The sequence below is a fragment of the Segatella copri genome (genome assembly GCF_019249655.2).
Classification (GTDB): Bacteria; Bacteroidota; Bacteroidia; order Bacteroidales; family Bacteroidaceae; genus Prevotella.
Genome location: NZ_CP137557.1, coordinates 3,083,475 through 3,102,865, shown reverse-complemented (window position 1 = coordinate 3,102,865; position 19,391 = coordinate 3,083,475). Strand labels below are relative to the sequence as shown.

Annotated in this window: 28 protein-coding genes; 14 read left to right on the top strand and 14 right to left on the bottom strand. The window is 39.4% G+C overall.

Going from position 1 to position 19,391, the window contains the following annotated elements:
• The 5 genes from KUA49_RS12775 to KUA49_RS12755 all read right to left on the bottom strand — a co-directional run bounded on the left by KUA49_RS12775 (position 1) and on the right by KUA49_RS12755 (position 4,553).
• Entirely contained in the window at positions 1-2,913 is a 2,913-nt protein-coding gene (locus KUA49_RS12775) for a helicase HerA domain-containing protein (RefSeq protein WP_412178611.1), read from the bottom strand.
• A 34-nt stretch (positions 2,914-2,947) separates the two neighbouring features.
• On the bottom strand, positions 2,948-3,256 hold the full coding sequence (locus tag KUA49_RS12770) for a DUF4133 domain-containing protein (protein ID WP_119226748.1): 309 nt from the start codon (positions 3,254-3,256) through the stop codon (positions 2,948-2,950).
• An 11-nt stretch (positions 3,257-3,267) separates the two neighbouring features.
• Positions 3,268-3,579: a DUF4134 domain-containing protein gene (locus KUA49_RS12765; RefSeq protein WP_119226800.1), complete on the bottom strand. Its 312-nt coding sequence runs from the start codon at positions 3,577-3,579 to the stop codon at positions 3,268-3,270.
• A gap of 135 nt (positions 3,580-3,714) precedes the next feature.
• On the bottom strand, positions 3,715-4,077 hold the full coding sequence (locus KUA49_RS12760) for a DUF4134 family protein (protein WP_228112962.1): 363 nt from the start codon (positions 4,075-4,077) through the stop codon (positions 3,715-3,717).
• Positions 4,074-4,553 carry a hypothetical protein gene (locus tag KUA49_RS12755; RefSeq protein ID WP_218411628.1) on the bottom strand — a complete coding sequence of 160 codons (480 nt, stop codon included), beginning with the start codon at positions 4,551-4,553 and terminating at the stop codon, positions 4,074-4,076. The genes KUA49_RS12760 and KUA49_RS12755 overlap by 4 nt, the downstream gene beginning before the upstream one ends.
• Before the next feature lie 650 nt (positions 4,554-5,203).
• Here KUA49_RS12755 and KUA49_RS12750 point away from each other — a divergent pair.
• The 3 genes from KUA49_RS12750 to KUA49_RS12740 are packed head-to-tail and all read left to right on the top strand — an operon-like array spanning position 5,204 to position 6,455.
• The gene (locus tag KUA49_RS12750) at positions 5,204-5,488 is read left to right on the top strand and encodes a sulfide:quinone reductase (RefSeq protein ID WP_119226746.1); all 285 of its coding nucleotides are present in this window, start codon (positions 5,204-5,206) and stop codon (positions 5,486-5,488) included.
• A gap of 10 nt (positions 5,489-5,498) precedes the next feature.
• Positions 5,499-6,068, top strand: a complete 570-nt coding sequence (locus tag KUA49_RS12745) for a hypothetical protein (protein WP_153091684.1) — start codon at positions 5,499-5,501, stop codon at positions 6,066-6,068.
• A 45-nt stretch (positions 6,069-6,113) separates the two neighbouring features.
• A complete protein-coding gene (locus KUA49_RS12740; protein WP_218411629.1) occupies positions 6,114-6,455 on the top strand; it encodes a hypothetical protein in 342 nt (113 codons plus the stop codon).
• 117 nt (positions 6,456-6,572) lie between these two features.
• Here the strand turns inward: KUA49_RS12740 and KUA49_RS12735 are convergent, their stop codons facing one another.
• The 3 genes from KUA49_RS12735 to KUA49_RS12725 all read right to left on the bottom strand — a co-directional run bounded on the left by KUA49_RS12735 (position 6,573) and on the right by KUA49_RS12725 (position 7,774).
• Positions 6,573-6,779, bottom strand: coding sequence for a hypothetical protein (locus tag KUA49_RS12735; RefSeq protein ID WP_119226798.1), 207 nt, complete (start codon positions 6,777-6,779; stop codon positions 6,573-6,575).
• A gap of 147 nt (positions 6,780-6,926) precedes the next feature.
• A complete protein-coding gene (locus KUA49_RS12730; protein ID WP_218411630.1) occupies positions 6,927-7,193 on the bottom strand; it encodes a hypothetical protein in 267 nt (88 codons plus the stop codon).
• 29 nt (positions 7,194-7,222) lie between these two features.
• Entirely contained in the window at positions 7,223-7,774 is a 552-nt protein-coding gene (locus KUA49_RS12725) for a DUF3575 domain-containing protein (RefSeq protein WP_218411631.1), read from the bottom strand.
• A 604-nt stretch (positions 7,775-8,378) separates the two neighbouring features.
• Between KUA49_RS12725 and KUA49_RS12720 the strand changes: the two genes are divergently transcribed.
• The gene (locus KUA49_RS12720; RefSeq protein WP_228112860.1) at positions 8,379-9,059 is read left to right on the top strand and encodes a JAB domain-containing protein; all 681 of its coding nucleotides are present in this window, start codon (positions 8,379-8,381) and stop codon (positions 9,057-9,059) included.
• Between the two features lie 68 nt (positions 9,060-9,127).
• Here the strand turns inward: KUA49_RS12720 and KUA49_RS12715 are convergent, their stop codons facing one another.
• Positions 9,128-9,313: a hypothetical protein gene (locus KUA49_RS12715; RefSeq protein WP_218411632.1), complete on the bottom strand. Its 186-nt coding sequence runs from the start codon at positions 9,311-9,313 to the stop codon at positions 9,128-9,130.
• Positions 9,314-9,702: 389 nt separating this feature from the next.
• Here KUA49_RS12715 and KUA49_RS12710 point away from each other — a divergent pair, with 389 nt between their 5' ends.
• From KUA49_RS12710 to KUA49_RS12685, 6 genes are all read left to right on the top strand, one after another.
• The gene (locus KUA49_RS12710) at positions 9,703-10,422 is read left to right on the top strand and encodes a DUF6088 family protein (RefSeq protein WP_218411633.1); all 720 of its coding nucleotides are present in this window, start codon (positions 9,703-9,705) and stop codon (positions 10,420-10,422) included.
• Positions 10,419-11,396, top strand: coding sequence for a nucleotidyl transferase AbiEii/AbiGii toxin family protein (locus KUA49_RS12705; RefSeq protein WP_218411634.1), 978 nt, complete (start codon positions 10,419-10,421; stop codon positions 11,394-11,396). Before KUA49_RS12710 ends, KUA49_RS12705 begins: the two co-directional genes overlap by 4 nt.
• A 6-nt stretch (positions 11,397-11,402) precedes the next feature.
• Positions 11,403-11,900 carry a hypothetical protein gene (locus KUA49_RS12700; protein ID WP_218411635.1) on the top strand — a complete coding sequence of 166 codons (498 nt, stop codon included), beginning with the start codon at positions 11,403-11,405 and terminating at the stop codon, positions 11,898-11,900.
• A 1,246-nt stretch (positions 11,901-13,146) separates the two neighbouring features.
• Complete coding sequence (locus KUA49_RS12695; protein WP_218411636.1) at positions 13,147-13,380, top strand: hypothetical protein; 234 nt, start codon at positions 13,147-13,149, stop codon at positions 13,378-13,380.
• Positions 13,381-13,510: 130 nt separating this feature from the next.
• Entirely contained in the window at positions 13,511-13,828 is a 318-nt protein-coding gene (locus tag KUA49_RS12690) for a hypothetical protein (protein ID WP_218411637.1), read from the top strand.
• Between the two features lie 18 nt (positions 13,829-13,846).
• Entirely contained in the window at positions 13,847-14,341 is a 495-nt protein-coding gene (locus tag KUA49_RS12685) for a hypothetical protein (protein ID WP_218411638.1), read from the top strand.
• Between the two features lie 27 nt (positions 14,342-14,368).
• Here KUA49_RS12685 and KUA49_RS12680 read toward each other — a convergent pair whose 3' ends face one another.
• The 4 genes from KUA49_RS12680 to KUA49_RS12665 form a co-directional block, all read right to left on the bottom strand.
• Positions 14,369-14,857 carry a hypothetical protein gene (locus tag KUA49_RS12680; protein WP_119226731.1) on the bottom strand — a complete coding sequence of 163 codons (489 nt, stop codon included), beginning with the start codon at positions 14,855-14,857 and terminating at the stop codon, positions 14,369-14,371.
• A gap of 50 nt (positions 14,858-14,907) precedes the next feature.
• Positions 14,908-15,453, bottom strand: coding sequence for a hypothetical protein (locus KUA49_RS12675; protein WP_218411639.1), 546 nt, complete (start codon positions 15,451-15,453; stop codon positions 14,908-14,910).
• A 117-nt stretch (positions 15,454-15,570) separates the two neighbouring features.
• On the bottom strand, positions 15,571-15,912 hold the full coding sequence (locus KUA49_RS12670; RefSeq protein ID WP_218411640.1) for a hypothetical protein: 342 nt from the start codon (positions 15,910-15,912) through the stop codon (positions 15,571-15,573).
• Between the two features lie 40 nt (positions 15,913-15,952).
• The gene (locus KUA49_RS12665; protein ID WP_119226728.1) at positions 15,953-16,720 is read right to left on the bottom strand and encodes a ParA family protein; all 768 of its coding nucleotides are present in this window, start codon (positions 16,718-16,720) and stop codon (positions 15,953-15,955) included.
• 195 nt (positions 16,721-16,915) lie between these two features.
• Here KUA49_RS12665 and KUA49_RS12660 point away from each other — a divergent pair, with 195 nt between their 5' ends.
• The 4 genes from KUA49_RS12660 to KUA49_RS12645 all read left to right on the top strand — a co-directional run bounded on the left by KUA49_RS12660 (position 16,916) and on the right by KUA49_RS12645 (position 18,536).
• Entirely contained in the window at positions 16,916-17,632 is a 717-nt protein-coding gene (locus tag KUA49_RS12660) for a hypothetical protein (RefSeq protein ID WP_218411641.1), read from the top strand.
• A 12-nt stretch (positions 17,633-17,644) separates the two neighbouring features.
• The gene (locus KUA49_RS12655) at positions 17,645-17,794 is read left to right on the top strand and encodes a hypothetical protein (protein WP_218411642.1); all 150 of its coding nucleotides are present in this window, start codon (positions 17,645-17,647) and stop codon (positions 17,792-17,794) included.
• Positions 17,795-18,096: 302 nt separating this feature from the next.
• Positions 18,097-18,264: a hypothetical protein gene (locus KUA49_RS12650; RefSeq protein ID WP_167529954.1), complete on the top strand. Its 168-nt coding sequence runs from the start codon at positions 18,097-18,099 to the stop codon at positions 18,262-18,264.
• Positions 18,264-18,536: a hypothetical protein gene (locus KUA49_RS12645; RefSeq protein WP_318331614.1), complete on the top strand. Its 273-nt coding sequence runs from the start codon at positions 18,264-18,266 to the stop codon at positions 18,534-18,536. Before KUA49_RS12650 ends, KUA49_RS12645 begins: the two co-directional genes overlap by 1 nt.
• Before the next feature lie 202 nt (positions 18,537-18,738).
• Here the strand turns inward: KUA49_RS12645 and KUA49_RS12640 are convergent, their stop codons facing one another.
• Positions 18,739-19,317, bottom strand: coding sequence for a hypothetical protein (locus tag KUA49_RS12640; RefSeq protein ID WP_218411644.1), 579 nt, complete (start codon positions 19,315-19,317; stop codon positions 18,739-18,741).
• Positions 19,318-19,391: the final 74 nt, after the last annotated feature.

Genomic DNA, 19,391 nt, shown 5'->3' with positions numbered 1-19,391 from the left:
TTATCCATTTTTTTTCTTGTAAAAAAAGACTTTCTTCTCTTTCAATACTTTCTGAGAGAACTCCAGACATTTGCCGATACCGCTGTTGTGCCAGTCGCTTACAAACTGCTCAATGGCATGCTGGTAGTCTGTCTGCATAAGTTTGAGATAGAGCTTCAAGGCTTCCTTTTCTGCTTTCTCAGTAGTATACGCCATATAACACTCTGGCGGTTCCTCTACACCCAATACTTCACCAGACTGACCCCTTTTCAGAAAGACTTCCTTGAAATAGGTTCGTCCGTCCTTGTTGTCAAGACGGTTGATGGTGAAAATCTTCTTGCAGTCATTATCGGTGAGTGCAAGGGTTGCCTTGATCTCATCAAACTTATCCTTAAACTTACTCTGGTCGAGAAGCATGAACACATCGGAATTGTTGATGATGGCTTCCTTCACGATAGGGGAGGAGGTTATATCCTGTATCTCCTGGGTCACAACACCCACCATTGCCCAGTGCTTACGGGCGGTCTTATAGAGATACTTGATATATTCTGCCATCGTCGGTGTGGCTATGGCTTTCCAGGCTTCCTCGATAACCAGGCATTTTCTGCCCTTCTTGATACGCATCTTTTGGGTGAACACGTCCATGATGATGAGCACGATGATAGGGAAGAGGACTTTGTCATCCTTCACCTTATCAATCTCGAAGACGATGAACTTCTCATCAAAGAGAGAAGCATCCAAATCGTTGTTAAGAATGTATTCCTTCTCTCCACCTTTATAGAAAGGTTTGAGAATCGTTGCAAAATTATGGATATCGAAACTGATGTTCTGCTGTTTCATAATCTGCGGAATACGCTCTAGGACAAACTCATAGTAGGTGTTGAATGACAGATCTGTTACCTTCAACTTCTTCTTCTGTCGCTCCACCTTCTCCAGTTTTCTTTCAATACGCATAAGATAGTTATTTTCAATAACTTCCGGGGTGAGTCGCTGAAGGGCTTTCTTTGCCTGTTCCTTCTCGCCCTCGGTAGCTGCGCTGTCATCGATGATGGCTTTGAGCTTCGGTACCCTGCGCTTATCTTTTTCAGAAAGCTCCCTATTTTCAGTAAGTTCCAGGTTAAACTCCTCGCCATAACGCTCTTCCATTTTCTGCTCATACTCTTCATACTTGCCGTTGGCCTTATCCTGAAGCAGGATGGCATCTTTCATTTTTTCACGCTCTTCGTCCGTAAAACCTTCGAAAGGTTGGAAGTAGGCTTCATAATACTCCACGATGGTCTGGTTGATGATGGTCTCTTCCAGCATCGATGGTTGGCTGGCTCCCTTATATATCTGGAAGATAAGGTTCTTCAGGAAGTTTTTCTTCTCTCCGAAGTTCTGCTCATACTCCATCTTGGTTATCTTGAACGGATTCATGGAGATAGGCTTTTCCTTGGTGTAGGAAATGTAGGTTCCCCCGAAGTAGCTGCAGATTCCCTCATAGCTGTCACCGGTATCTACAATCACAACATCTGTGTCCTGCTCATAATATTGTCGCATCACCGTGTTCATGAAGAAGCTCTTTCCGCTTCCGGAGGGTCCCAATACGAAGAAATTGGAGTTGTTGGTATACTTCACCTTTCCTTCCTTACCGGTGGTATCTATAGGCATCGGAACACCCTGGCGGTCTGTATAGTAGCATTTCAGGGAAGACTGGTCTCCCTTGGCTTGATGCTCCTTATACATCAGACACAGAGCTGCCTCTGACAACGTAAGGAACTGATCATAGTCCTGGTTGAGACGGAAACAGTTGCCAGGAAAGCTTGCCACGAACAGTTCCAACTGGTTATAGGCACGCTTGGAGATATTGATGCTGTATTTGGAGAAGATGTTTTCCAAATTGTTGGTAATCTTCTGAAAATCCTTGTCTGCGTCAATCTTTATGACGAGATTAAAGTGTGCATATACAAGGGTTTTGCTATTTCTTGCAATTTCGTTCTGAACAGCCTTGATATCTTCTACTGCTATCAGATTGGATGGATTCGGGATAGAAGCATGGCGGTTTTTCTTCTTATCCAGCTTTGCCATCTCTCTCTTCTGGTTAGGAAGGAAGAGAATCTGATTATAAATAACGGTATCTACACCAGGGATATGGTCTATCTCTGAGAGCAAATCCTCTGGAAGAACGGCATTGTTGACTGTTGTTTCACTATAGGGACGGAGATTGCTCGGTAATCCTACATTGTCTATATCTAGGAGACTGTACACTTTCACGTGGAAATTGCCCATGCCGATTTCTTCACTGTCTACCTTGAAATTGGACATGCTTACTTTCTCATTTGTGAAATCAACCGCAAAGAAACGATCTGCAAACTCCTGGCATTCCTTGGATGTGAGGAACTTGCAGCTTATCTCGCCACTCTTCAAACGGTCTTCCACTTTACGTATCTTCACGAGAAAATCTCTCCATTTGTTAGAGTCGTAGGTTTTGAGACCACCACTCTTGCCTCGCTGTGTAATAGTGAGATAAGTAGTGCTCTCTGTATAGGTTCTACCATTGAAGAAACGGAAATATGCGTCTGAAAGGAAACGCTTCTTGCTATCTTTGTTCTCAGAAGATATCATGTTCATATCAAATTTCTTACGGACAAAGATATCCTGCTTATGGATGGCATATCCGTCTCCCAACAATTGCATTACAGATGCCATCAGGGCGGTGAAGTCGTAATAGTTATCTATATCTGCTGAATATTTTCTTACAGGATTCTCCATTTTGAGAATGGCAGAATAATCACCCTTCTTTGTATACACCACGCCAATTCCATCCACATCCTCTACACTGAAATAGATATTTTCAAACATCTTGGCTCGCTTACCGCCAGTACCAAACGCACTCACGGAAATAGCCATACCCACCAGGATGGAGATAAATACGACAATAACAAAAATTGAAATCATACTGATAGTTTTTAGAAATAAAAAAACTTGCTCATCTGCTTCTATACTGTTGCAGGTGGGCAAGTACATATACGCCTTTACTATGTTTCTTGGAATGCAATCCCTTATGCTGCTTGATGAATATCATCGCTCCACCAAAACCTATTACGATGGTGAGATAGACAAGTCCTACAATGAAACCAATCCACATGTAGAATATCAAAAAGCCTAGAATGCCACCACCAACTGCGCCGGCTGCCCAATAGATATACCTTCCTTGCAAACCCAGAAATTCAAGGGGCTTCTGAAGCCCCTTGAAAACCGGATAATCAGGATATTGCCCTTGATTATCACTTGCCATAACTCAAAAACTTAAACGTTGGTTACACCAAAGAACAATGGCAATGCCTGAGCAGCTGCAATGAGGAAGATACATGCACCTACGGTCATCATAATCTTCTTCTTGATGTCGTTCTCCTCGTTGTTCATCGCAATATAAACTGTGATCGCACCTACAACGGCAACAACACCTGCGATGGCATAGCAAAGCTTCACAACGATAGGTACATACTTGGCTATTTCCTCGGTTGCTGTAGTCAACGCCTTCGTACCTGCCGAGAAGTTTCCAGCTGCATCCTGGGCGAACACGCCAATTGTAAATACGAAAAGAAGCATCATCACCATGCCGAAGCGTGGGTTCTTCACCAATGTCTTAATCTGCTTGGCAGAAGCCGAAGCACAACTTTTTGTGGCACAAGCCAACGTACTAAAAATCATTCTGTTCATAAATTTAAACTATATTAATTATAAAAAAACTTTCTACCAAAATTTTAACGTAGACGTATTGCCATAACTGAAACCGAAGAAAGCCGGCATTACGATTGTTGCTCCTATAAGGAATAAACAACTTCCCACCAAGACGAGTACACTTTTCGTGAAACCTTCTTCTCCTGCTTGGAGTTTGATATAGATACTGGTGGCACTGTAGATGGCAAGAACAGATGCTACGGCATACATCAGGCGCATGGTGAAGACACACATGTTCAGCACATATACTACCATATCATATAATCTGCCCATACTGCCACTATAATCCGTACTACCACAATCAGCAGATGCAGAAAGAGAAACGGCAACAAGTAACAATACCATCAGGTATCTTGGATCTATCATCTTTTTCATACGTCTAAATCATCCATATTGTTTCCGCCTAATTCTACAGCTTGTTCCATAGACTCCAAGATAGAACGTTCATATTCACGAGCAGTTTTCTCATCCTCACTCTCTGCACAGAACTTGACCATTTTCTTCTTGACAGCCATTGACTGATTATAAAGAGCGTTGTCATCTGCTGCAAGAATCTCTGCTGCCAACTGCTCTCCACTCTTACCTGAGGTCGCCATTAGCGCGTTCTCACCAGTTGAAGGTTGTGAAGGAACTTCTGTCTCACCAGTCTTTACAGCAGGAGTATCGTCGTCTTCACTCACCATAGTAGGCTCTTCTTCAAAGTCTTCGTTGGGAGCATTGCCAACAGCAAACTCTTCAACTTCTGCTTTCTTCTTGCCGTTGCTGCCAACGACATCCATGCCGATCATGGCGGCATAGTATACGATATAAATGAAAGTTAATATCGCTACATAAATTCCAAATGCACCCATGTTTTTACTATTTTATTTGTTTTTGGCTGCAAAGAAAATGCTTTTTTTTCAAATTCTAGGCGTAAATACGAAATACCTTTGAAATTAACAATTGCAAAAGGTATAGCCTTTCGGGAAAAGACACTTCCATGGGGCATATAGTTCATATCTATATGGTGTTATAGGCTTATATTATTATAGCCTTATATATCTATATAGGTATTGCGTTATTTATCTATTGCTTTATTGCAAGCTTGCAGCATGGGGGTATTACTTTCTTTATATCTATATTTTATTTTTGTTCCTTACTTCGACCTCTATTTTTTATACTTGGGGTTGCCGTCTCTCTATCATTTGGCTTTTTACGGTGCAAAGTTATGGCGGTTCTGTCAGATACCAAACACCAGGCGATGCCTTATTCGGCTAAAACTTTTCCGGAATGCCTTCCACAAATGTTGCACATTTGGGTTTTCCAAAAAACTTTCTACCGAATTGTTTGGTGTTCTGACTCTTGGAACCACCATTTCTTAATGCACGTAAAAAGGCTATATGATGACGAGATGACGGAATAATAAAAAAAATATCGGATCGAAAGGAACAAAAAAACGTAAAAGGCAATGAATCCTCAAATCCAGAATAATTTATGTTGAACCATTTAAAATAGTTAGAGTATGTATAACGATTCAATTAGTGAAAATGACAAGCAGTTTGCAGACGAGTTTTCTCGTTTTGTGAATGGCAAGATGGGTAGCGCAGCCAAAACCGGCAAAGAATGGGCTAATGACCATCGTTTCTTGGTGAATGAAAAGTTCAAGGTTGTAATGGCTTTCATGGAGCAATTGGCTGAGAACTACAAGCAGGGGTGTTACGACCCTCGTGATGAATGGGCGTGCCAGTTGGCTAACGAAGCTATCGAGCACCTTAGAGAGAAGGAACTTTATTATACAATGTTTTAGTTTTACAGATATGGCTAATTGGGCACAGACAAGTTATAGAATCGAAGGTAACTCAGAAGACCTTCAGGAGTTAAATGACCTTTGCAAGGCGTTTTTGAGCAAAGAACGCCCTGTAATGGAAGAAGGAGCATCAGAGGAGTGGGAAGGAAACATCATCTTGGCTCTCGGTATAGACAAGGGGTCTAGCTATTTGAGAGGTTTCATACAGGAATGCGAACTTGAAGATGGAGTTTTATGCATTGAAGCCAGTGAAGCTTGGGGAGCTACGGATTTCAGACATCTTCTTGAAGGTCACTACGAAGATATGAAAGTATACTATATCGTGGAAGAGGAGGGATGTGAAGTGTATGCAACAAATGACGTTGAAGGAAAGTACTTTTCATATCGTTTTGCCGTTGACTCCTGCGTTGAAGGCGAAGATGAATTTGAATACTTTAAGACTGAAGCCGAAGCACTACAGTATATTGCAGGCAGATTGAATCGTAACTCCATTTCAGTTGAAGAGATAAAAGAGTGGAATGAGGAACACGAACTAGACGACGATTACATCAGTCTTCACGAATACGAAATTGTAGCATAAAAGGTAACGGAGAGGTTAACCGCCTCTCCACAAAAACATCAGAAAATGAAATATATTGATTACATCGGACAAAGAATTAATCTCCATAAGGAAATCGTTAAATCTATCATTGAGGTGATGGACAAACATGGTAAAGAGGAAGTTAACCTTTTGGAAAAAAAAGAAGAAATCGGGGCAGCTTGGCTCATCAGAGTTCACGATTGGAGTAATGAAATTACTGAAGTGCAGGTTGTTGCCGTAAAAGTAGAAAATAGCGTTCTGTTTTACAAGGGCAAAGAAAATGGCGAAGTGGATGAGGATTGGCAGACCATGGCAGTAGAAGATGACGTAGTTTCTGCTACCATTGATAGTGTATACACTGCGGTGTACTTGACTCTTGAAGATTAAGACTGAGGGCGTTATCTGATGGGGTAACGCTCTCTTGTTGTCAAGATATTTTGGTTTAGACTACAAACGGGCGGCTTCATTCTTCCATTTTCGGGATGAAAGAATGAAGCATTTTTTCTATCTAATCAGCGTAGAGCGAATGATTAACACTCTGTCGTTTAAAAAGTGATTACCGGTCTGTGTAAGCTGGTGGCGAAGATAGATTTCGCTACAACCCAACTCTTCTGGCGAGAACATCTTATAGATGGCTCTCACGCTTCCGAAATAGTAATTATGATGACCGCTTATGAAGTGGACGTGAATGATTTTTATGGTTTTGCTCATATCTATTCTATTTTTGTACCATATAATACCTATATGGTAGGTTATTGTTATCATCTATTTTTCTTTAAAAGAAATCCATATTCCGCTCTTCACAGAGCAAAATATGGACATCATTTACTACAAATGATTTAACTACAATTTCTTATTTTACATTTTTATTGGAATATCTACAGCATTCCAGTCGCTGACTCCTGGGGTTAAGCCGCTATTATTTTCAATCTTGTTTGGAATAGGTAATTTATCTAAAACTACGGTTACCTTGAAAGAATCGGAAGCTGCATCTATCTGGTTTATTATATCATAGACATAACACCATTTGCTTCCGTCTTTAAGGATTGCATAGATAACCAGTTTGTTAGATATGTTTGCATCTGGAATCTTGCCAAAGCATCGGAAGTTTCCTTTCAGTTCCATATCACCAGTCAACGACATAGAGAATGGGACTATGACCTTTTCTGTTGTTTTTGCTCCATCTGAAAGGCGGATGCCAGCTGCCAAACCGGAAACAGATGCAGACAGAATCTTGAACTCAGCGGAAAGACATAGCCATATTCGGTTCCCAGCGTATAGGAAAAGTCGGACATATTGCCTCTTTTTCCATATTCCACATCATACATACCCATCTGACTGACTATGCCAATGTGGTGCCCAGTCAATGATTGCCTGTAGCTCTGCCCACTGAAATATCTCTTTATACCTATACCGCCACCATAACTTCTCCAGTAGTTGTGTGTCGGATTGCTGTCAAACCAGGTATACCAGTAATCCAGTCCTATGGACATATTCTTTCCTAGCCCCAACTCTGCTGATAGGTTAGGGACATGCAAAGCATCATAGAGCAGGTTGGTTTTCAACTTCAATGGTATACCCTTACTGCCATGCACAGACGATTTCATAGCTGTTTTCTCATGTTGCATCATGAAATGTACATCCTGTGCTATCAGTCTTCCTGCAACACACAGGCAGACACCGAAAATGAAAAGCCTCTTTTTCATATATGTTTATTGTTTTTATATCTATATTTAATGTTGCGAGTACAAAAGTAATGCTTTTTTGCTGCTCCTTATCTATAAATGCGATATACCTTTGAAATTAACAATTGCAAAAGGTCTTGTCCTTTGGGAAGAGATGCTTCCCTGGGGGCTTAAATCTTCATATCTATATATTCTTATAGGCTTATATATCTATATAGGTATTGCTTTGTTTATATCTATATTCTATTTTTGTTCCTTACTTCGACCTCTATTTTTTATTATTGTGGTTGCCGTCTCTCAATCATCTAGCTTTTTACGGTGCAAAGGTATGGCGGTTCTGTCAGATACCAAACACCAGGCGATGCCTTATTCTGCTAAAACTTTTCCGGAATGCCTTCCACAAATGTTGCACATTTGGGTTTTCCAAAAAACTTTCTACCGAATTGTTTGGTGTTCTGACTCCTAGGAACCACCATCTCCTGATGCACGTAAAAAGGCTATATGATGACGAGATGACGGAATGATAAAAAAAATATCGGATCGAAAGGAACTTCAAAACCTTAACAAGGCAATGAATCCTCGAATCCAGAATAATTTTTATGTTGAACCCTTTAAAAATGTTAGAATGAAACAGATGAATTACAATGGTTTTTGCATGGAGGAATTTCCTCAGTATAAGGCTTTTAACAATGGGCTTGAAAACTTGACCTCAGTTGAGTTGATTTCACTGATAATTGGTACAGGAACCAAGAAAAACGTTGAGCAAGCCCGTCAGCTTTTCAATGTAATGAAGGAAAGCTTGCGTAACATCGCTAAGGCTAGAGTGGAGGATTTGCAGGTAGTGCAGGGTATAGGTGACTCTAAAGCGATAGCTCTTCAGGCAGCTATTGAGTTGGGTAAGCGTTATAATGCAGAAAAGACAGCAGAACGTCCCGATTTAGGTAGTAGTATTGCAATATACAATTATCTTCATCCGCTAGTTCGTGATTTGGATGTAGAAGAGTGTCATTTGCTCTTGATGAATCAGAACTTCCAGCTCATAAAGCATGTTCCATTAAGTCATGGTGGAATAACCGAAACTTCTATGGATGTCAGAAGAATCATGAGAGAGGTTGTTATGAACAATGCTACTATTCTGGCTGTAGCCCATAACCATCCATCCAACAACCCTCATCCAAGCAAGGCAGATGATATCATTACCAAAAATCTCAAAGCAGCTTGTGAAATCATGCGCATCTTCTTTATGGACCACATTATCATTTCTGATGGAAGTTATTATTCTTACCATGATAGAGGTAAATTGTAACATAAATAGGGAACGGAGAGGCTAACCACCTCTCCTCAATATCATAAGTTATGAACTATAAGATTATATCATAGTGAAAGAAAAAATGCGGTGGATGCATGTGTCAAGGTGCAATCCCATTCATTGTGAGGGTCATAATGGACCTTCTGATAGTTTACTGCCAACTGCTCCATGAAAGCCATCATCACCTTGAACTTCTCGTTTTCAAGAAAGCGATGGTCATTGGCAAACTCCTTGTCTCTTTCGTTAACCATATTGTTCATATCTGTTCGGATTAAATTGTGAAACTTCTTTTTCTTCCCTATTCTCGAAGCCTTTATGACTTCATCGAGGAATTTGATTTTATGTGCAATCAAGAGTTCGGGCATGGAGGCTGACAAGGCAAGAAATTGGGAGGTCATTTCTTCAAAATACCCCAATCTGTGATTGACGAAAGGCAGCTGATGAAACAAGCAGTCAATAGCAAGGCGGTACTTGACGGTTTGGTGGGCTGAACTAAATTTGCTAAGGAAAAACAAGGGAGGATGAAGGGGTATGGAATGGATTATAGCATGAAAATAGTTAAAGAAATATATAAAAGTCAAGTTTATTGCGTAAAAAACAAGACTTTTGTTAACTTTGCACTCGAAAATAGGAGATAAACATGGTTATAGCAAGTCTGATAAAGGAAAAATTGTCATCGACCCCTGCAGGGGTCGTATTGACAACAAGAGATTTTGGGGTGGAGATGCGGTATCAGCCGGCACTTGCCAAAGCTCTCAACCGTCTTGTGCTCCAAGGCGAACTGCAAAAGATAGCAAAGGGGAAATACTATATTCCGAAGAAGACCATTTTTGGAAATCTGAAACCTGCAGATTCTGAACTTGTAAAAGACTTTCTGGAGCAAAATGGCAAGATTGTAGGCTACATTACCGGAACTGCCGCATTTGCATCCATGGGGTTAACTACACAGATAAGCTCATCCATCCTTGTCGGCACAAATAAATATCGGAGACCTATCACAAGGAATGGCGTGAAAATATCTTTCTTGTTACAAGAGAACGCCATAACTTCAAGCAATATTCCACTACTTAGAATATTGGATGCTCTGCGCCTTATAAAGGACATTCCTGCCACTTCACCAGATGAATGTGTGACGAATATTTGCAAAGCAATCAATGCTCTTTCAATGGAACAGAAGCAGGAATTGGCAGAACTATCCTTGGCATACACACCTTATGTAAGAGCTTTGCTTGGAGCCATCTACGAGAACATGGGGCTTGAAACGGAAACCATCAGTAAAACATTGAATGGAGTGACCAGCTACAAGTTGCCAGTCTCCGACAAAGTATTATCAAACAAAAAAAACTGGAACATCATATGAGATTACATGAAAACAGGGATTTGTTCTCTGATGCATTGCAAGCAGCATCGCAACCTATAGAAGATGGAGGACTCGGCATTAAGAGCATCTTCATCGAGAAGGACTATTGGATTTGTCGATCGTTGTCTTTGATGGCTGCGAACGACAAGGATAACCGTGCCATTTTCAAAGGAGGAACAAGTCTTACAAAAGCATATGGTATCGGTAGTAGATTCTCAGAAGACATAGATATTGCTATCTCTGAGGCATGGACGCTCAGCGGCAACCAATTGAAGATGCTGATCAAGAGAACTGCCAAAAGCATGACGGAAGGTCTGCAGGAAATGGATATGCCTGGTTTTACGAGCAAGGGTTCTCATTATCACAAGGCATACTATTCTTATCCACGAGCCATTGATACATTACAAGTAGGTGCTATCAAAGCAGGACAGTTGCTTGTCGAAATCAATTCATTTGCCAATCCATATCCTTTTCAGAAATGTAAACTGCAAAGCTTCTTGACCGAGTTCTTGCAAAAGACAGGCAACGAGAACTTGATAGAGGAATATGATATGCAACCTTTCGAGGTGAATGTTCTCGACAGGCGTAGGACATTGACTGAAAAATTGGTGTCATTACTTCGGTGTTCCTTGGCCGACAACTACATATCGGAGTTGACAGCCAAGATACGTCATTTCTATGATTTGCATTTTCTCTTGAATGATGCTGAGACACAGGACTATTTGAAAAGTGACGCTTTCAAATTGGACTTCAGCAACTTGTTTGCACAAGACCAACAAAGATTTGACAAGCCCGAAGGATGGCAAAACAAAGACATTATGGATTCTCCAATCATCAGTGACCTGCATAATGTATGGTCAGTGTTAAGCAACGTCTATGCAAAAGAACTTCCTGACCTTGCCTACAAAGATATACCGACTATTGAGAATATCGAAAATAGCATGGAGCAGTTGATTTCGTATTTGCCAAAATAAACGGTCATGGCAAAGAAGCATAAAGGACATTACTGTAAGATTTGTGGTGAATACAAGTCGAACGAGTCATTTTCGGGTAAAGGTCATGCCCTACACATCTGTAAGGAGTGCATGGGTGAGATGAAGAAAGGCAACAAGAAGATTTTGGACTTGCCTTTCGGGGACAATGAATTTGAGATGGTTGATGCCGATGAATATATCGATACTATTTTATATGGCAACAACGAAGAACGAGAAACCAAGACTTTCAAGAAACTCAACCGTGAACAGAAAATGGTGTTGAAAGCGATAGTGCAAGATGAAGTTACGCTTTATTGGCAAGCCTATCGACAGATACCAGTAAATGACAAGTTAAAACAACTCAGAAATTCTGTCAATATTGTAGTATATGAGCAGTTGGACTTTGCTATTAAGGATGATACGATGTTCAAAGCCTATATACAAGAGCAAGTTATCGCTGTCATAAACAAGATATTGCGATTGGAGAAAGAACAAGTTATATAATAGCAGAAAGAGTCCATTCAAAAATATGTAGACAAGCTTGCAATGGTAATATTGTTGCATGGGCTAAGGGATAGCAGGTAAACTTGTTATCCCTTTTATACGTCGGGCTGCTCCCTCATCGGTCGCAGCCATCCGGTTGAACCATTCAGCTTCACCGGTGCAAGAGGTATCTCCGATGGGTTGTTGTTGGGCGCAAATAGTGGCAATTTTGTTAGTTTGCTTTGCTTTTATACCATATAGCTGCTATATGGTAGGCTATTCTTTGTATCTACATCTTCGCCGTTTAAGCCCTTTCCCTGCTTTCTCTTCCAGGAACAACGTTGGTGATTCTTCCAGAGAAAACAGGGAAACTGCACTAATGCGATGCTTGCATCACCTTAGAGCAGCTTCGGGAGAGAGGTCGAACCTTCATGTGGGGCTTGCCGCCACCACACCCCTTTTCGAAGAAGAGACATATAGGAAGGTCCGCAGAATGGGCAGGGATGCACCCTTTTCAGCGAAGATGAACTACGCTCATCTCCACCAGGGGAGCCATCCTTGGCCATTCTTTCTGACACGTGCCTATGGCACTCTTCCTACAAGTCTCTTCTTCTCTAGCCCCAATGCAAGTATGCTGGCGCATGTTGCATTGCCCAGCTGCCAAACCGAGGGTGACTACTGGGCAGGGGAGAGAGGTCTTCTTTCCACGGCACACGTGCAGTGTGGAAAGAACGGAGGGTTTGATGAGGGTTCTTCTGCTTGGTTATATCTATTTATATATTGCTATTGTGTTATATTGTTATATACCTATATAGATATAACGTTATTTGCCTAGTGCTTTATTGCATGCTTACAGCATGGGGTATTACTTTCTTTATATCTATATTTTATTTTTGTTCCTTACTTCGACCTCTATTTTTTATGATAGTGGTTACCGTCTCTTTATCATTTGGCTTTTTACGGTGCAAAGGTATGGCGGTTCTGTCAGATACCAAACACCAGGCGATACCTTATTCGGCTAAAACTTTTCCGGAATGCCTTCCACAAATGTTGCACATTTGGGTTTTCCAAAAAACTTTCTACCGAATTGTTTGGTGTTCTGACTCTTGGAACCACCATTTCTTAATGCACGTAAAAAGGCTATATGATGACGAGATGACGGAATGATAAAAAAAATATCGGATCGAAAGGAACTTCAAAACCTTAAAAAGGCAATGAATCCTCAAATCCAGAATAATTTATGTTGAACCATTTAAAATTTTAGAGTATGAAACATCTTATTGTTAAGTATTGGAAGAAAATGAGTGTTGAAGATGCTTTATTCATCTTTAGTATGTTTGGCTTCTCCTTGCTGACGTTTGGCTTTATGGGTGGCTATTTGCGGTTCTTTGGTGAACTTATGGCTATTTGGTTGATGATTGCCGGGTTGATAGTTTTATCAGTTGGTATAATTGTCCTTTTCGTCAGAAATGAGGCATTCATCCATGATGTCTCAGAATAATAGGTATTGAAGAGATAAAACTCTCCTTTACTCTTTTTTATAATACAGAATAGTAAGTATCGAATGTTTATTTTTGGCTCCCAAAAGTGCAAATTTGAATAGTTTCGTGAATTTATTTAAGCTGATAGGTATGAAACAGAAAGAAATAATATGGAAAGAGATTAGTATTCTCAATTTTAGTGCAAATGCTTATCCATCAGGTAAGCCCTACAAAAAACAGATGTTACAAGGTAAGGTTTTTCCTACTACCAAAGAGCAAGCTATTGCTTTCGTAAGCATGGGATGCTTACTTGGTATACTTAATTCTGAGGATGTCAAGGTGGTGGAAAAAGTTCTCAACAAGCACGGCTTGAAGGGAGAATACAAATATGTATGCTGCAAGCAATTTATTAAACTCATAAACAATAGCATGCTTGATATCGCATTGAAGAAAGAATATGGTTTTTAACTAACTAAAGTAACGAATATGACAGTAGAACAGATTAAAAATCTTGCAAAAGTCATGCTGGCTTTTACGCAAGGCAAAGAAATACAGACAAGATTCCTCGGTGTACAGGATGAGAATGCATGGAAGGATGAACCTTCTCCTAGCTTTGACTTTTACCTATATGATTATAGAGTAAAGGAAAATACTGAATCAGAGTATCGTCCTTTTGAAAATATTAAGGAATGTTGGGAGGAGATGCTTAAGCATCAACCTTTTGGATGGATAATTGATGTAGAACCGGTGAATGGTATAATACATTCAGAGTATGCAGCTGCGCAATGTATTGTAAATGTAGGGGAAGATTTTATCAGTCTGGCTCCATATTTGAAAGCAACTCATGAGGGTAATGTACAAGATAATTCTGTTATTTCGGGCAATTATACTTATAGTGAGGCATTAAAATATTTCTGGTTCATGGATGGTACACCTTTAGGGATTAAGAAGACAGAAAATTCAATACTGCAACTCCCTTGAAAGAAAGCTACCCGAAAAGGGTAGCTTTTATAGTTCAAATGTCCAAGGTGATTTTATAATTTCCAAATTGAGAAAATCACCCTCTATAGTGTCTTCTATCTTTTCGAGTGGCAGTTCCCAACTCCATATTCCTTTAAGTTTTCTAGATGAGTTGAATTTTTCGAGAATATTAAGAAGCGGAATATTTGGCATTTTAGAGCTTTTGTTATAGGCATCTATTATGGCTTCTTCTTCCTTACGAAAGTTTGCCGGATCAAGATGAAGCGGTTGGGTCGTCAGGTACAACATGATACTGTCTTCCTGTTCTATCCACTCATATTTGGCATTCCAGAAAGAGCGGCAGAGTCCAAACTCAGAGTGATAAATTTTCAAATCATAATACTTTTCACTCAGTTCTGCTGCGATTTTTTCACAAAGCAGGTTATTTAACGTTTCGCACTTACCGGTTACACTTTCTCTTTCTGTAATAGCAACAAACAACTCCTTTTTGAGTTGTGCAAAAAACAAATTGTTCATATTTACATTTCCTGTTTTGTATATTTATTTTAATTTATCTATGTTTTCCCTTACAAATGAACGATATCTGACTTCCCATCGCTTAGGATATTTAACCCAATTGCCAGATTTTCAAACTCACACTCCTTGCCAGGCTCTTTCTGCATGATATCGACGAAAGCGGATGAATAGAGAAAGTTCAGTCTTACATACATGTAAATGAATGGTCTTATGACTTCCTTATGATGTATAGCTGAAAAATGCTCTCTGTAGTATGAAATTGCATAGCTAATTTCCTCTCGCATCCAACGAACATGGTCAAAAGTCTTTGCGATATCACTTTTTCCGCAACTAATAAGCAGGTTTGCTATTTTTTTCAGAAAATCTATATCTGAAAAAGTATAATTAGCTATAATTAAGCGGTCTTCTAGAGCATCTTTAGTTGATTGGTCTTTTTCAAGATTTTTTATCCAACTTAGTAAATAGTGTAGCTCATAATTAAACCTTTGTAATAATTCAACGGGTTTATCAAAAAGATTATACCATCTTTTTCTTTCAGTTTCACAGTTTTCCTTCAAAAAAGGATTAACAATGAATTTACGTTCATATTCTGTCATCTTTTTTTAATTAAGTTGTGAGTAAAGATATAAGGGTCTGCTCGCCCCCTAACACCCCTCGGTATTTTCAAGGGTATAGATTGTTATGTCCTTGTTTACTGAGGGGTGGGTGAGATACTACTTAAATATTTCATCAATATTGCCTTTTTGCTTCTTTTTTACATGAATAGCACCATGACTTTTCTCATATTTTTCTATAACCATGTTTATTCCTACTCCTATCACATCTCGAATAGATAAACCTTCTATGGTTGCAATAGAACGAATCTTTGCCATTTTGTCACAATCTACCAAAGTAGAAATGGTTTCGCTTCTTACTTTACCGGACGGCTTCTTTCTTTCGGCAGACTTCATGTTGTTATCTTTCTTCGATGAAGATGAAGTGGTGGCGGTTTCATTATCCGAAGTAAGACCTTGGAGCAGATTGCTCATAGCATCTGAATTGATATCCTTTGCCATAATATATAATTTATTTATAAAACCTCATTAATAGAAAAAACTATTTCATTCTCTCCAAAAACTCATCAACAAGTGACATGTAGTCAATAGCACCATTACTTTTCTTGTCATAATCGACAATATTGACAGCTTCCAATGGGGCTTGCGCAATAGTCACATTCTTGCGTATTTTCGTTGAAAATACCATTTCGTGGAGTTGAGTACGAAGACCTTCCTCAATATTCTTACTTAACTTTGTCTGTTCCCATCTGGTAATTACAATACCAAATATATTGATTCTTGGATTGAGAACTTTCTTAATCTTATTTATGAAGTCAAAAATCATCTTCAATCCATTGAATGGCAATACTTCCGCGACAAGTGGTATTATGGCATAATCTGATGCAGTAAGAGCATTTAACGTCAGCAGACCGAGTGACGGAGGACAATCAATGAAGATGTAATCATACTGCTCCTTGTAGTCTTCAAGAAGATCGGAAAGGATTCTTTCACGAGCCATTTTACCTGCCAGTTCCAAATCAGCCTGGGCAAGGTTGAGGTCAGCAGGAATGATATCCAATTTAACGTCTTCTCTTACCTTATATATAATAAGGGATTTGGAAGACTGTTCTTTTAATCCATCGTAGATGGTATTCTCGACATTTCCTTTGAGGAGCGAACTTGTAAGGTTTGCCTGAGCGTCAAGATCTATAAGAAGAACCTTATATCCCTTTGCGGCTAAGATAGAACCCATACTTGCTGTTGTTGTTGTCTTACCGACACCACCTTTATGGTTGGCGAAGGCGATAATCTTTGCTTGTTTAGCCATATTCTTTAATCCTTTTATTATTTTATTATATACATATATAATTATAATCTTATGTAGAAAAATAACTATATATTTATTTTATGCTGCAAAGATATAAATAATTGTTTATATTACCAAATAAATATATAAATATTTGTATATATAATGTTTTTTTTGTACCTTTGCATTAGAAATATAACATAAAGTGTTAATAATATGAAGAAGTTATTTATCTCTTTAGTATTGTTGTCTGCCTCAGTAGTTGGTTTTGCACAACAGGTAACGGCTCCAGAGCCTGAGTTCATTGGTAGCTATTGTATGCTTACTAGCGATTCTACATATGTCGTTCTTCCAAAGGAAAATGGCAAGGTAGAAAAACACCAGAACAAGTTCTCTAAGTTCTCAAAGATTGCAGGTGCTGTATGTGACCTCGGTTTTGCAGGTGGCATGGTAGGACTAAGCACAGGTAGCATGGCTGGACTGGAGACCGGTGTAAGAGTGATGGGTACAGCTGCCGGTGTAGGGCTTGCTGCCGATGCAGTGAACACTTTGGCTGGAGTGGAAGGAATGGATATTGCTTTTGCCGGAGGTAAGTCTGCTCATTCTATCAAAAATGACGGAAAGGATATACAATTACTAATCAAGGCTGAGAAGAATGATTATGACCCGATGGGTATCTACCGCATCGTGCGTTTCAAGGCTTCTAAGAAGGACAGAAGAATACAGTGGCTGACACTCCAACCTGCGGTGCTCGGAAGTTCTGATGCACAGAAAAAGGGTTATCTCTCCTTCTCTGGACATAAGTATGGCAGTCAAAGTTATCTGCTCACCATCCCAGCTTCAGAGCTTGAACCAGGAGAGTATGGAATCATCTATATGGCTGTAGCTTCTGCACAGGAGATTCCTTTTGGAACATTTAGTATAACAAAGTAAAATTACAAGATTATGGAGACATTATTAATGATATTGTTTGTTGGTGCCTTGGCTAAGGGTACAACAAAGGCTGTTGTAGGTGGCGGAAAGAGAAGAAAGAAGAGAACCAACTGGGATCGTTTCAGCTATGAGCAGAAGGCATGGCTGCATGATCATTCATAAGCTATAAGTTCATCATCTAAATAAATTTAAAAGGTTCGCATTTAGGTTCCCCGGTTCGCGAGAATCGGGGGATATTATATTTCAAAACAAAACCTTTCTGTTATCACTTTTTGGGGCACCTGCATAAACCTCTGTTTAGGCAGGTGCTCCCTTTTTTATCCACGGAACTATGCAGATGCCCCGTTTTTTTGTAGTAATTTTCAGATAACTTGCAGATTTCTTGTGATTTTCTTGGTGGTTTCAAGAAAAAAGAGTAGTTTTGGCGGCAGATTGCAATCAAAGAATTTAAAAGGAGAACTATTATGGATACATTGGATAAAGAATTTTGGGAAAAACGTGAAGCTGCTATGAAAAGATTTATGGCGGCAAAAGAACGCAAAAAGGCTCGTGTAGCTGAAATTACTAAGAGTCTTTGTGAGGAATATAAGGAACGAACGGGTGTATATCCTAAATATATAAATGTTTGGTAATGAAACCCCTTTCTTTGGATATAATTAATGCTTCTGCTCCTTATGAGGTTTATTGGCATGAAAAGTCTCGAACTTATCGCTTTAAAAGTGATATTGGTGTGGTACTTGCTATTGGCTTTGATAATGATGACATAATTGAAAATGCAGAATCATATGTCTTCTCTATCATCAATGTAAATAAAATACCTTCTCCACGAGACTTGGAAATGCGTGATACGGTGGTGCTTATCATAGAGAACTTCTTTAATATGAACGAAGCAGCTCTCTTGTAAATTTGTGAGAGTGGGGATGGTAAGCAGCATATTCTTTACAGAAATACAAATACTTGGCGTACATGTCTGGGTATCTCGTGAAGAACCTCTTTGACAGGTAACTATCAATGGTTCCATCACAAGATACTGGGTTTACAAGGGTCTGACAGTTACTAAACAAGATATCTCCTTTTTGGTAACTTAACAAATCCATTTTCTTTATCTATTTAACTTTTCCTTCACTCATGTACTGGGCATACAGAAGAGACTCAACCAAAATCGTTTTATCTGTTGAGTCTTCTTTCTTCGACAAACTTGCAAGTGCCTTACTAAATACAGACTTATCTTCAATATATGCATCCATGATGAAATATCTGACCCATTCTGTCATATCTTTCGGATATTCCAGATGTAAACGTCTCACAAAGTAAGCTGATAGCAGCTTGAACCTAGTCTTGTTGTTAAACCTTACAGGTAATGCTGTTTTCGGATGAATCCAAGTAAATAGCAGATGGGCTGTATTATTTCCCCTATCAATAGCAATTTGAAAACAGGATATGTTATAATCATTCTCAATGTCGTTCAGTAGTTCCCTAATTTGCTCTAGGGTTGTACGTGATGTTATTTTGAAGCTGACTTCTCTTATGACTTTGGTGTTGCGAAATGGCGGATATCCGGTTTTCGCTTCAACAAGCTTTTGCAGTTTACCTATCATGGTTTCGTAACTTTCCGAAGCCCAATATTCAGGAGTTTCTTTTAGATCCTGTTTGGCAACCTCAATTTTTAGAATATCATTTTCCATATTATTCTTCTATATAGTGTTCTCTGAATTAACTGTTTGCTGTTTCGTTATTTCTTCCATAACCCTCCGTCTCT